We start from the raw sequence: 11,937 nt of genomic DNA, 5'->3' as shown, positions 1-11,937 counted from the left end.
ATGTTGCGACGCGCCCCCGGGCAGTACTGGATGCTGGTGGCGATGTGGGTGCGGTCGTCGCTGGCGTACCCGGCTTCGTTCCTGTTGATGCTGGTGAGCCAGGCCCTCATCACGGGCACCGACTTCATCGCCGTACTGCTGATGTTCAGCCACCTCAAGTCCTTCGGCGGGTTCAGCCTGGCCGAGATGGCCCTGCTCTACGGGACGGCGTCGATGACGCTCGGACTGGCGGATCTCGCCACCGGATCGGTCGAGCGGATCGGGCAGCGGATCCGGTCGGGCGACCTCGATGTCTGGCTGATCCGGCCGGTTCCGGCGTTCCTGCAGGCCGTCACGGACAACTTCGCCCTGCGTCGGCTGGGTCGCCCGCTGCAGGCGCTGCTCGTGATGGTGGTTGCCCTCGGCAACCTCCAGATCGACTGGACGGCGCCGAAGGTGGGTCTGCTGGCGATCTCGCTGATCAGCGGGTCGGTCATCTTCGGCGCGATCTTCGTCCTCGGCGCCGCGTTCCAGTTCGTCTCGATCGACTCGGCCGAACTGGCCAACTCCTTCACCTACGGCGGCCAGCAGCTCACGCAGTACCCGTTGTCGATCTTCGGCAAGAACATCGTCCGGGCCGTCACCTTCGTCGTACCGCTCGCCTTCGTCAACTACTACCCGGTGCTCTACGTGCTGGACAAGCCGGCGCCGCTCGGGCTGCCGGGCTGGATCGGCCTGCTCGCACCGGCCGTCGCCGTCGTCATGATCGCGCTGGCGGCACTCGCCTGGCGTGGTGGTCTGCGTCGCTATCGAAGTACTGGGAGCTGAGCTTGAGCGTCATCGAACTGGAGAACGTGTCCCGCGCTTTCACCGTGTCGAGCCGGTCCGGACTGCGGCGTACCCGGCGTGAGGTCCGCGCGGTGGACGGGCTGTCCTTCACCGTCGAGCCCGGCGAGGTGGTCGGCTACATCGGCCCGAACGGGGCGGGGAAGTCCACCACTGTCCACTTTCGGTAGACGCTCCCTTCCGTGTCCTAGTCTTCGAGGTACGGGAGGTTGAGCGAGATGACGGTTGTTAGTGCGCTGGGTGTGTCTATGTGGGCCGACAAAATGGCGTTGATGCTGGGCGGCGCGAAAGTAATGGCGTTGAGCTATGCGCGGGCGAGTAAGGATCAGAAGCGCAAGAGCTATTCGGTTGACCAGCAAAGCGACATGAACAATGAGGAGATCGAGAAAAACGGGTGGACCAAACTCGGCGAGTACTCGGATAACGATGAATCGGCTTCGCGATTCAGGCGTAAGGCGGCTGGGCGGGAAGATTTCGCCGAGCTTTTGAAGGAGATCAAGACGGGTAAGGCTAATGTCTTGGTGCTTGTTGATGTTTCGCGGTCACAGCGAGATCTTGAAGTGTTCGCGATGCTGCGGAATCTGTGTTTTGAGAACGGCTGCTTCTTCTGGCTGGTCAACGGAAACCTTTATGACCTTCGGGTGACGGCGGACCGGAATTCACTGGCTAATATGGCGGTTCAGGGTGAGACGTTCTCGGATGCGGTGAGCGACGGCGTGAGCCGTGGATTGGCCAAACAGAAGAAGGACGGCCGTCCGGCGTCGCGTTGCCCGTATGGGTATGAGCGTTTCAAGGATCAGAAAACAGGCGCTTTCGACCGGCAGGTGTTTGACGTGACCGAGCGGACCGCTGTTCATACCGAAACCGGCACGGTAGAGGAATACACAACGTCCGATGTGGTGGAGAACATTTTCAGGCAGTTGCGTAAGTTGACGACTTCGGGTGCTATCGCCAGGGATCTCAACTCGCGGGGTATTCCGTCGCCGGGTGGTTTGCTGTGGTCGCGGCAGACAGTCGAGTTCATTGCGAGGAACGCGGCCTATATGGGGAAGCGGGCCAGTTACGGCACTGTGGTTTCTGATGGGCAGTGGGAAGGGATCGTGAGCCCTGCCGTATTCATGGACGTGCAGCGGATTCTTGATCGTGACGACAAAGGTCATGACAGGACCGGCAGGAAAGCGAAGGACAAGCCGGATGCTGAATGGCTGTTGTCGTATGCGGCTCGGTGTGCCGAGTGTGGCGCGTGGCTGGAAAGCAAGCACAAGTCCGCGAACAACGGTGCAGCGGTTGTTTACCGGTGCAGCAAGAAATACTGTTCGTCGGTAAACTTCGCGAAGTTCGATTCCTATGTCGAGTCGGTGCTGGTTGCTTGGCTTTCCCGTCCGGATGTTTACCAGCGGCTCATTTCACAGCGTCGGGTGAACGATGCGAGCATTAAGGCCCATGAGGACGACATTGCTTTAGCGGAACGGCAGTTGGGTGAGAACAAGGCTTTGCGGATGTCCGGCGCGATGCACCCGGATGATTTTGTGGACATGCAAAAGGATTTGCGTGACCGGATCGAGTTGGCTGAGAAAACGATCCGGGCTGCTGCCGTCCCGGATATCATTCAGGATTTGGTCGGGCCGGACGCAGCCGAGCAATGGGCTGCTATCCCGGAAGTAGCGACCCGCCGCGAGATCATCAAAATGGTATGTGCGCCGTTGCTGCACAAGGCGAACAAGAATCCGCGTATGCCGATTGAGAAGCGTGTTTCGTTCGGCGGTTTCATGAAGGATCTCGCCGCCTGAACTATCTAAAAGCCGACGCCCGCTGTTCCCCCGAGATGCTGAGGGGACAGCGGGCGTCTTTGTGTGTCAGTCGTCAATGATGCCAAGCACGCGGGCTAGCAGGGCAGCTAAGGCATCGTCAGGCAGTGGCCATTTTGCGGCTCTCGCGATGATGTCGGGATCGGTGGGTTTGTGGGGTTTGTCTTTCCAGTAGTCTCCGAGTTCGCGCGGCGAGGTTTTCGCCGCGCGTTGTTTCTGTGTGTTCTCCTTTCTCGCCTTTGCGGCGGGGTTTGAGGGACGTTTCCGGTTTGGCGTTGGTGATCGCCTCCTGCGGTCGGCGGTAAGGTCAGTTGCGCGTTAGTTCGCGCGAAACGTTGCCGGGTCACCCTGGTTGTGTTGCGGGCCGCGCGGGCTGGGCCGACGCGACCACCCCCGTCGTTGTCGGCCCAGCCATTCCGAGCCGGTTCACGGCACCGGCAATTTGGTGACTGTGTGTCACCGGAGTGGAAGTGTCTCGGAAGTGTTCGCGCCCCGGAGCGTGTGCCTCAACGTGCGGGCGCGCGCGAGATTCGTGCACAACTGGGACACCTGCGAACACTTACGTAACGTGATCCTGCGGGCGGGTGGTGGCCTTCCACCGGCCGTAGTCGGGGTTGGTCACGGTGCCGTCGGCCTGCCCCGCCTTGAGACGCCGGTAGATCCACGGGCGGCCCTTCCCGGTGGCCGCCTGCAACACGGCCAGGGTCACCCCCTCGCGCGGGGCGTCCCGCAGCGCGGCCCAGAGCGCCATTTCCGGCCCTGAGACGCCCAAGGGTGCCCCTGTGGTCTCCCGACCCCCTGACCGGCCGTCAGAACGGCTCTCAGAGGTTCCGGCCCCGGCTGTGTCGGCAACCGACCCGGTACGGGCGTAGGTGGCCGCTGTGTGCGTCACGTCGGCATCGGTGATGAGGAATGCGCGGCCACGGCGCGGCGTGTTCATTCCGGGTCCGGATACCAGGAATTTCCCGGCTCCATCAAACGACGTGGTATCCCACCCTGCCGACAGTTTCCCGGCACCCAAGATCAGATCTACGTCAGGCCGCTCATTCACTTTGAGGCAGAAGCGGATATTCATCTGTGACCGGATCGCCGACCCGTCTCCCATCGCCTTTTGGGTCGGACGCTGCGTCGCGATGATGAGATTCACGCACACCGCGCGTCCGCGCCGTGCGATCGAATCCGCGTATTTCTGTGCTTTCGCCGAAAGCTCCGCGTATTCATCGATAACAATGAACAGAGCAGGAGCGTCGAATTTCGGGTACCATTCACGCCGGCCGCGGCTTGTCAGAAATTCCGCGCGTTTCTCCAACTCTTCAACGCCTGCTTTCAGCAGACATTCCGCAGAATCGTTATCGGTAGCCAATCGCTGCAAGACATTCGACCAAGGGGCTAGCTCCATTCCCCTTTTCAGGTCGATACCCCAGATGACCGTATCGGCGCATTCAACGATCCGGGCCAGGATCACATTCAGCAACCCTGATTTGCCGGAGTCGGTAGCGCCACCGATCAGGACATGCTTCCGCAAGAGCGGCACGGTAATGGGCGTGCCGTCCTCGAACAACCCGACGATGATGGATTGGGTGATCGACAGGTGCGGTTTCCCGGTCACGGATACCGGGCGTGGTTCCCAATTCACAGGGGCGGCGTGCGGGTCGGTTTCGACCAAGCGCAACGTGAATTGCGACGCATCCTCGGTGACCGGTTCCGCGCGTGTCCCCCCGATCCGGGAACCCAATGCCGATTCGAGCTCGGGGAGATGTTTCACCACATCACCGTAGGTTTGGCCGCGCCGAAGTTTAATCCGTGCGGTCCATCCCCACCGGTCCATAACCGCCGACACCATCTTTGCCCCGGTCAGTCCGGCGGCATCGGCAGTGTCTGGGAATTTGTCGCGGACAATCCGAACGCGGGTCAGGCGTCGCCGGTCCTCTCGCCACAACCACGGACCAGCGAAAACCCCGGCACCCAAGAGAGCGAAAGATTCCATTGGCCCAGCGGTCGCGCCGTAAATGGCCGCACAAGACAGCCATGCCGACACGTAACCGATAAAACCGCCACCCCACAGCCGGACCCGCCACCGGGCCAGCAACGGAAACCGCTCGACCAAACGGGCCGGACGAATCGCGAGAGTCACAATTCCAGCGATACCGGCCAGTCCGGTCACTGGCCACCAATTGGAGTGCACTGCGTGGAGCCATGCCCCCGCGATAAAGCACCCTGCCAGCCAATACAGCGGGGCCAGCTCCGCGCGGTAACGCCACAACACGCGGAACAACTCGCCCACCCAATAGGCATCATTACCGCGTCCATAGTTGACAGGAATCATGAACATTTCGTCCCGGCGGCCACGACGACCGCCGGGGCGGCCCCGGTAAGGGGCCGCGCCACGGCGACGCATCAAAGCTGTTCACCTCCCCAAAAGATCAAGGGGAGAACATCGGCCAGCGGGTGAAAGACCGGGGGCGCGGCGAGGGCATCCGTGACGTAAAGCCACGGCGAGTCCAGCACCCACAACGGGGCAGGACGAGAGTCGTTCTCGACCGCTGCCAGCAACCCGGCACGGCACGCGGCTTCGAGAACGAAATAGCGGGAACGGAGACGCTTGATTTCCCGGACCAAGTCGGCAACATCGGCCGAAGAGATGACGAAAGCATCCACGCCGGTATCGGCGGGAAGGTTCAGGGGAGCCGCGCGCAAAGTCGCCTCAAATCGGGCGCGGGCTGCATCTACTTGCTCAAGAGACATACGACGTGCGGAATGCACGTTCAGAACAAATCACCGACCTTTGATAGACAACATGAACCCTGCAAAGACATAGAACTACTCCAAACGTGTTAGGAAATGACAGATACCGCTGGGAGTGGCCGGGCCACAAACTGCCTCCCTAGACAGTGGCCCGACCGTGTCAGCTACTTAGACACCGGACACAGCAATTACTTAGCGCCGAGGAACTCGGACAGGAACTGCCGGATATACGGCGCGAACTCGCTGGATGCCAGGAAGAACCCGAACAGAACACAAATCACAGCCTGAATGACCGTGAGACTTGTGTAGCGGATCAACACAAAGACACCGACAGCAAACGTCAGCAGCAGTGACACCGAAATAATCAGTACTCATCACCCCCTCTCGATTCTCCTCGGATAGTGAAGAGAGAGGGCAATGTCCCCGTGGATTGCCGGTCCGTGAGATTCACCGGCAACCTTTCGTCTGGCCGTTCCGCGCATAGGCGTAGCGGCGCAAACACTTCTCACAGCCAGCCCGGCCCCTGTCCTTTCGCGCAAGACATGCACAACGAGTCAGGTACCGCATTTGCTGACCGAGCTTCAAACAACCACCTCCGCATGAGTGACGAATCGTTCTCTATTGCCCAACACAACCACCTCTCGAATGTATTCCCAAGCTAATTGCAACAAGTTGCAAACCCCCTAACACACCGACGCAAATCGGGCTGCAACCGCACGATAGGCCCGCGACCGGCGCACGGAACACTTACCCCTCGGGGGACGGGTAAGTGTTCCGTGAGTTGCGGTCACGGGTTACGTGTAAAAACTATTCAGTTGTGTTTCAGCAGTCCCCCGCTCGCTTGTGAAGTGCCATACGCAATCGAATGGGACGCGAGCGAGGGACTGCCGTCTATTGGAAACGGCGGGGCGCTACATGGTTCTCTTTTCCGTTGTGAGGGGCGGAATGGTTACGCCATGCCGCGCCCCGCCGAAGCCAGGATGACCGGGCAGAAACCTTGATGCTGCCCACCGGCCAACCTGACCGGTCAGAGTTACTCGACGTGTCCGGCAATCAGCACCTGAACCCCGTCAGCCGTGAAAGCCTGCAACGCGACCAGCGGTGGAGTACCTAAACCGGCGAGATGATGCACGCCCGGCAAGATCACTACACGTTCGCCCGTACCGTGCAGTTTCTCCGCCATGCGCGCGAAAGCGTCAGGGACCGTCTCCAACTCTTCGACAAAGATTTCGGCGATCTCCAACCCCCTCGCTCGCGCGAAAGCGATGATGCCCTGCTGGGCTTGCGCCATTTCCCGTGGCGTCATCAGCACATGCCGACGGATATACGCCGCGACATACGGTGCCGGTTTCTGCCCAGTGCTCACACTGTTCTCCGCAAGAATCGTCATTGACCCTCCCCGCTCGAAAGACTGCTCTTCCACTTCAGAATCGAAACCAACGGTAAAACTTTCACGTCCACGTCAAGTTCTTTGAACCTGTTAACCACCGACACGGCAGGCTCACTGTCCGGGAAATAGTTTGGCTCGGGCACAAGCACCACCCTGATACCGCGCGACTCGACCCGCTTAAGCAATGCCCTTAAAGCCACCGAAGAATCTTCCGGCTTCTCAACGAACAGGCCGACCACCTGCACGCCGCTCTCTACGGCAAACCGGCGCATAACCCCTTGGAGCGAATACACATCAGGCTTAGTCAACGGCGGCACATGCCGCAGATAGACCAACGCATACCGCTTGAGCCAGTCCCCGCAGTCATCCATCAGGCCGACCCAGAACCCGACTCATCGCGACGCATAGACGCACGAATCGCAAGAATCGTCGCGAAGTCAGCCAAGGCCAGCACGGCCAGAACCACCGCGCCCCAATTGGCCGCACTCTGGATATCCATCAGCTATCTGACCTCCTCCTGTCGCACCGTCTCCCTGGGCCTTGGTCGGCCATACGGAGTAGCCTGCTAGGTGTTGGACGTTGAGACCAGGGATCCGCTGTCTACAAGCCGTCTACAAATGGCGTGACGGTGCGGACATCAGCGCTAGGAGCGGGGCACGATGGGCAGTAGCTTTGGGGAAACCCTTAGATCGGTGCGGAGCTCGCGAGACCTGAGCCTCCGGGGCTTGGCCCGTCTCGTGTACTTCTCTCCGGCGTTCATTGGGCACGTCGAAACTGGATTGCGACAACCAACCGAAGCATTCGCGCAAGCTGTGGACCAAGCGCTAGAAACATCTGGCTTATTCACAGAGCTTGCGCGGTTAGGAGATGATGACGAAGTGTACCGCCGCACCCTTTTGAAGGCGCTCGGAACGCTAACGAGTGTGGGCGCAATTGCGCCGAGTGCAGTCGCAGAAACGTTGCGTCATTCTCTTGATCGAGCGGCGAGCCTTGTCACTGATGCCGACGATTGGGAAAGCATCGTCTCTACTTATGGTCGAGGCTTTATGACGGAACCACTTTCTGAACTGTCGCAGAGAGCCATGGGTGACTTGCTCGTTTTGTCGGCCAACCCCCACCTCAGAGGAAGGCACGGCGTCCGGCTCGCAATGGTCTATGGATCGTCAGTTGCTAGCCTTGGTGATCCCGTCACCGCCAAACGTTGGTATAACACCGCTGTTAAGTTGGCCGATCATTCCGGTGATAGAGATATGCGTGCGTGGAGTCGGGCCAGACTTGCGTATCGCGTGTTTTATGAAGGCGGCGAAGATAAAGAGGTCCTGCAATCTGCTGACTACCCGATCACGTTCGGTGGTCCAGCGTCAGCCCTGATCGAGGCGCACGCGGCGAAGGCTCATGTCTTCGCTAGCCAAGGGGATTCGAGATCTGCAAATCAGGCTTTAGGTTCCGCCTACCGGTCACTAGAGTTGGCTCAAGACCAAGATGGTTCGTCAATCTTCGCGATGCCGGGTTGGCGTTTAGCTATCGCCGCTAGTTGGACCTACACGGCGCTAGGTGATATTGCCAAAGCCCAGGCTATTCAGGCCGAGGCCGAGAAGCTTCCCAAAGCTGCGATCCGTTGGCGTGCTCAACTTGATATGCACCGAGCTTGGGGCGTTGTGCAAAGCGAAGACATTGATACTGGCGCTGGCCAAGCTCGCCAACTTCTAGAAACCGAACGGAGCAAGGTAATTCACGGTCTCGGTCAGCGCGTATACCTCGCCGTGCCACCGAGTGAACGAGATAGAACTTCCGTTCGCGACCTCGCCGAGGCGCTAAAGGTTCGATGATGACGGCTTTACAGCAAGGCTGGATCTTCTGCGCTGACGGCTTCGGCTGGTTGCAGCGCCTGACGCCCGAAGGTCTGCTAAGCCCGGACTCTATGAGAGTCGATATTTCGAGCATTACAAGTCCTGCTGACTTGCCGGATACATGGAGTGAGTTCCTGTCGGGCGACGGGTGGTATATCGGCGTTCCGGTAAGGATGGTCAACGAACTTGCAGCAAATCACGGAGACGTGATTGATGTGCAGTCCTCCTACATTGATTGGCAGACGCCTTCTGCGGACTCAGATAACCCCAGATGACGAGGCAGCCTGAACCGCTGAGGGTCGGTGGCCCTGCGGGGAGGCGTGTGACCCTCTCCGTGGGCCGCTACGGGCTGCGCGGCAGGCCACTGAAAGTGGCTCTGACCTGCGGAAACGTCAAGGGTGCCAGTCCTGCAACTTGACTACGATCAAGATGCTGACCGGCATCCTGGTCCCGACCGGCGGGGCGATCCGGGTGGCCGGGGTGGATCCGTCGCGGAACCGGCTGAAGCTGGCCAGGCGGATCGGCGTCGTCTTCGGTCAGCGCACGACGCTGTGGTGGGACCTGCCGTTGAAGGACTCGTTCGCGGTCCTGCAGAAGATGTACGGCGTACCGCGGGACCGGCATGCCGAGAACCTGGCCACCTTCGTCGAACTGCTCGATCTCGGCGACCTGCTCGACGTACCGGTGCGGCAGTTGTCGCTGGGTCAGCGGATGCGCGGCGACATCGCGGCGGCGCTGCTGCACGACCCGGAGATCGTCTACCTGGACGAACCCACGATCGGGCTCGACATCATCAGCAAGGCGCGACTGCGCGAATTCCTTGCCCAGGTCACCAAAGATCGCGGGACGACGATCATCCTGACGACCCACGACCTGGACGACATCGAGGCACTCTGCTCGCGGGTGATGGTGATCGACCACGGCCATCAGGTGTACGACGGAACGCTGGCCGGCCTCCGGGCGAGCCAGTCGGCGCCCCGCACCCTGGTCGTCGACCTCGCCTCCTCCCTCCCGCCCATCACCGTGGACGGTGCCACCGTCACCAAGGTCGACGGCCCCCGCCAGTACCTCTCCTTCCCCACCACCACCTCAGCCGCGCCCCTGGTAGCCCAGATCGCAGCCTCCTACCCCCTGGTCGACCTCTCCGTAGCCGAACCCGACATCGAATCAATCATCGCCCGCCTCTACACCGCCGCCGGCACTCGCTAACCCGAGCCGCCTTACGTCCGAAGAAGTTAGGGTCACGCCCACCAGTACTTCGGACGTAAGCGCTCTCGGGGGTTGGGACGCTTCACGCCGTGCGAAACCTGTGAGTCAGGCCAGGTCGGCAATGTGGGCGGCGAAGACCTGGTCGGTGGTGAGTGACTCGGGGTCTTCGAGCCAGCCTTTGAGGGAGTCGGGGAACAGCGTTCCGTCAACTGTCCCGACGCCGCCGGAGATCAACCGCCGTGCCTCCGCGAGCCCGATGTCGGAGTAGTGAAGCTCCCTGAGCATGAAGTAGTCATGCCGCAGCCCGTCGTTGCGGTGGAACTTGCCGGTGTTGGCAACATAGGTCCAGATATCCTCATCGATCAACGCGGCAACCCAAAGCCGTCGACTAGCATCACTGACCAGGTAGAGCCGCGTCATCGTTCGATCCCATCTCGAGGTTTGCCGGGCGCCGGATGTCCAGGCTTGGCCGGTACTTGGGCGGTCGAGGGCGTTTTCGCACCAGGTCGCGCCAAGGCGGTGCTGTGCGTCCCACCGTAGCTTCTGGTACTGACAGGCACGCCACCGAGTTCGGTGAGTTCTGCGATGCCGATGGGTTGCCGCATCTGGACCGACATGCTGATGCAGGCGGCGCGGGCGGCGGCGCGCGCGGGTGGGCTCTGGCGCGGATCGCGCTCGACCTCGTAGAGGGGAGTGGTCCGGGTTTTGACCTCGAGCGACTCCTGCGAATGGATCTGTAGCTCGACCAGTTCACCTTGACAATGCATGAAGGCGTGCAGCCCCTTGTATCTGCTGCCATCGACGTACGAGTGATGCGCCGAGTCCATCACCCAGCCCTTGGACTGTAGGTCTCGCACGATGCCGGCTGCGGCTTCGACGAGGTCGTCCGGCTCAGGGGCAACGACGGTGTAGCGAAGAACGTCCTCAGGATCACGGGGCGACCAGTAGTTCTCCGTCTTGCGGAGCTTGCGGGCCAGGGAGTGTGGGGACTTCATTCGGTTCTGTAGGTTGTGGGGCACCGTGCCCGACGGAACGGCAGCCGTGAAGTCTGCTGTGACTCGCTTTTCGACCTCGAGCGCCCTGGTCAGAAATTCCAGGCCGCGGGTTGCCGCACCTGCACCGAACTCCGCGGCGATCTGAGCCTTCGAGGGCAGCGGATCACCCCAATCGAGTGGACGGTCGGCGCTGAGGCGGTTGTGAAGATCGTGCGGCTCGGGCAGGTCGTCCAGCTCTGGCGGTGGCATCAGAATTCTCCCCAGTAGATTCCGGTCCTTCGACGGTAGTCAGCCGCGAACAAGCCATGGGGTGGCTTCTGAAATCTGTGGATAACTGGCTCTTCCGACGTAGGTGTGGGTCAGGAGGGTTGCTCGTTGGTCCTGTTTTGGCGTTGCGTGGATGGGCGGGTTGACGGGCTGCCTGTACGCCGGTGCGCGGGGCCGGGGTGGTCGGGCGGTCGTCGGGTCCCGGTGTGGGGTGGCTCCGCCATGCCGAGGACGGACTCGCTTCTCCCGCAGACTCCGCCCTGCCGCGCCCTCCACTCGTCCACCTACCGCCCGACTTGCCACCGATCGCACCTACCGGATCGCCTCGCCGTGCCCTCGTCTGGCGAGGTAGGCCGGACCGCTGCGCCATCACAATCGGGTAGTTCTGGCCTCCGGCGAGCGTGGTGGAGAGTGCCGCGCGGTGATTGTGATGGTCTGGCGGTCCGGAGGAGCTTGCGTCCGAAGAACTGAGGGCCCTGCACTCGACTTCTTCGGACGCAACGGGCCCTGGCGCACTGGGCGAACTGGGCGACCTCGGGGATGGCGGCTTGTCGACCGTTTCATCCACAGAACGGTAAAACCAGGCGAATGATCAACTTTCGCGATGCAGGGGGCACTGACAGGGGGCACTGACTCGGCCCCACAGATGCGTCAGGAGTGCTGGGTAACTGGGGGTTCTGGGTGGCGGGCGGGGCATGACCTGGGAGAACACGCCCCGCCTTTCTTCTTTTTAGCAGCGGCTCGGGGTAGCCCCGCTACGCATGACCTGGGAGAACACGCCCCGCCTTTCTTCTTTTTAGCAGCGGCTCGGGGTAGCCCCGCTACGCATGACCTGGTGGGGTTGTTGT

12 protein-coding genes and 1 pseudogene are annotated in these 11,937 nt (G+C 61.2%); 6 read left to right on the top strand and 7 right to left on the bottom strand.

The genetic code is table 11. The annotated features are described in order from the left end of the window. From F1D05_RS11460 to F1D05_RS11450, 3 genes and pseudogenes are all read left to right on the top strand, one after another. Nucleotides 1-807, top strand: a complete 807-nt coding sequence (locus F1D05_RS11460; protein WP_206686336.1) for an ABC transporter permease — start codon at nucleotides 1-3, stop codon at nucleotides 805-807. 44 nt (nucleotides 808-851) lie between these two features. Further along, nucleotides 852-983, top strand: a pseudogene (locus F1D05_RS11455) (ATP-binding cassette domain-containing protein); the annotation flags it as partial. Nucleotides 984-1,043: 60 nt separating this feature from the next. Then, nucleotides 1,044-2,615 carry a recombinase family protein gene (locus F1D05_RS11450; RefSeq protein WP_246486851.1) on the top strand — a complete coding sequence of 524 codons (1,572 nt, stop codon included), beginning with the start codon at nucleotides 1,044-1,046 and terminating at the stop codon, nucleotides 2,613-2,615. 577 nt (nucleotides 2,616-3,192) lie between these two features. Here F1D05_RS11450 and F1D05_RS11445 read toward each other — a convergent pair. From F1D05_RS11445 to F1D05_RS11425, 5 genes are all read right to left on the bottom strand, one after another. Continuing rightward, the gene (locus F1D05_RS11445; RefSeq protein ID WP_185447480.1) at nucleotides 3,193-4,917 is read right to left on the bottom strand and encodes an FtsK/SpoIIIE domain-containing protein; all 1,725 of its coding nucleotides are present in this window, start codon (nucleotides 4,915-4,917) and stop codon (nucleotides 3,193-3,195) included. A 113-nt stretch (nucleotides 4,918-5,030) separates the two neighbouring features. Further along, nucleotides 5,031-5,378: a hypothetical protein gene (locus F1D05_RS11440; protein WP_185444046.1), complete on the bottom strand. Its 348-nt coding sequence runs from the start codon at nucleotides 5,376-5,378 to the stop codon at nucleotides 5,031-5,033. A 188-nt stretch (nucleotides 5,379-5,566) separates the two neighbouring features. After that, complete coding sequence (locus tag F1D05_RS11435; protein WP_206685912.1) at nucleotides 5,567-5,734, bottom strand: hypothetical protein; 168 nt, start codon at nucleotides 5,732-5,734, stop codon at nucleotides 5,567-5,569. 677 nt (nucleotides 5,735-6,411) lie between these two features. Continuing rightward, nucleotides 6,412-6,768 carry a hypothetical protein gene (locus F1D05_RS11430; protein ID WP_185447478.1) on the bottom strand — a complete coding sequence of 119 codons (357 nt, stop codon included), beginning with the start codon at nucleotides 6,766-6,768 and terminating at the stop codon, nucleotides 6,412-6,414. Further along, a complete protein-coding gene (locus F1D05_RS11425) occupies nucleotides 6,765-7,139 on the bottom strand; it encodes a hypothetical protein (protein WP_185447476.1) in 375 nt (124 codons plus the stop codon). Before F1D05_RS11425 ends, F1D05_RS11430 begins: the two co-directional genes overlap by 4 nt. A 288-nt stretch (nucleotides 7,140-7,427) precedes the next feature. Between F1D05_RS11425 and F1D05_RS11420 the strand changes: the two genes are divergently transcribed. The 3 genes from F1D05_RS11420 (at nucleotide 7,428) to F1D05_RS11410 (ending at nucleotide 9,827) form a co-directional block, all read left to right on the top strand. Next, on the top strand, nucleotides 7,428-8,597 hold the full coding sequence (locus F1D05_RS11420) for a helix-turn-helix domain-containing protein (RefSeq protein WP_185447475.1): 1,170 nt from the start codon (nucleotides 7,428-7,430) through the stop codon (nucleotides 8,595-8,597). Beyond that, nucleotides 8,597-8,893, top strand: coding sequence for a hypothetical protein (locus tag F1D05_RS11415; RefSeq protein ID WP_185447474.1), 297 nt, complete (start codon nucleotides 8,597-8,599; stop codon nucleotides 8,891-8,893). Before F1D05_RS11420 ends, F1D05_RS11415 begins: the two co-directional genes overlap by 1 nt. 139 nt (nucleotides 8,894-9,032) lie before the next feature. After that, entirely contained in the window at nucleotides 9,033-9,827 is a 795-nt protein-coding gene (locus tag F1D05_RS11410; RefSeq protein WP_246486606.1) for an ABC transporter ATP-binding protein, read from the top strand. 105 nt (nucleotides 9,828-9,932) lie between these two features. On the opposite strand, the gene F1D05_RS11405 is transcribed toward F1D05_RS11410, so the two are convergent. Both F1D05_RS11405 and F1D05_RS11400 read right to left on the bottom strand, forming a co-directional pair. Then, nucleotides 9,933-10,193, bottom strand: a complete 261-nt coding sequence (locus tag F1D05_RS11405) for a hypothetical protein (RefSeq protein WP_246486605.1) — start codon at nucleotides 10,191-10,193, stop codon at nucleotides 9,933-9,935. A gap of 50 nt (nucleotides 10,194-10,243) precedes the next feature. Beyond that, nucleotides 10,244-11,071: a hypothetical protein gene (locus F1D05_RS11400; protein WP_185447470.1), complete on the bottom strand. Its 828-nt coding sequence runs from the start codon at nucleotides 11,069-11,071 to the stop codon at nucleotides 10,244-10,246. Nucleotides 11,072-11,937: the final 866 nt, after the last annotated feature.

Source organism: Kribbella qitaiheensis, assembly GCF_014217565.1.
Classification (GTDB): domain Bacteria; phylum Actinomycetota; class Actinomycetes; order Propionibacteriales; family Kribbellaceae; genus Kribbella; species Kribbella qitaiheensis_A.
The sequence above is the reverse complement of the archived record's forward strand: the minus strand, read 5'-3'. Positions and strand labels throughout refer to the sequence as shown.

What these genes read in the sequence shown, in the direction of transcription:
- F1D05_RS11460 (WP_206686336.1), top strand. Translation starts at nt 1, where the DNA reads ATGTTGCGACGCGCCCCCGGGCAGTACTGGATGCTGGTGGCGATGTGG.
- F1D05_RS11415 (WP_185447474.1), top strand. Translation starts at nt 8,597, where the DNA reads ATGACGGCTTTACAGCAAGGCTGGATCTTCTGCGCTGACGGCTTCGGC.
- F1D05_RS11425 (WP_185447476.1), bottom strand. Translation starts at nt 7,139, where the DNA reads ATGGATGACTGCGGGGACTGGCTCAAGCGGTATGCGTTGGTCTATCTG.
- F1D05_RS11420 (WP_185447475.1), top strand. Translation starts at nt 7,428, where the DNA reads ATGGGCAGTAGCTTTGGGGAAACCCTTAGATCGGTGCGGAGCTCGCGA.
- F1D05_RS11450 (WP_246486851.1), top strand. Translation starts at nt 1,044, where the DNA reads ATGACGGTTGTTAGTGCGCTGGGTGTGTCTATGTGGGCCGACAAAATG.
- F1D05_RS11430 (WP_185447478.1), bottom strand. Translation starts at nt 6,768, where the DNA reads ATGACGATTCTTGCGGAGAACAGTGTGAGCACTGGGCAGAAACCGGCA.
- F1D05_RS11400 (WP_185447470.1), bottom strand. Translation starts at nt 11,071, where the DNA reads ATGCCACCGCCAGAGCTGGACGACCTGCCCGAGCCGCACGATCTTCAC.
- F1D05_RS11440 (WP_185444046.1), bottom strand. Translation starts at nt 5,378, where the DNA reads ATGTCTCTTGAGCAAGTAGATGCAGCCCGCGCCCGATTTGAGGCGACT.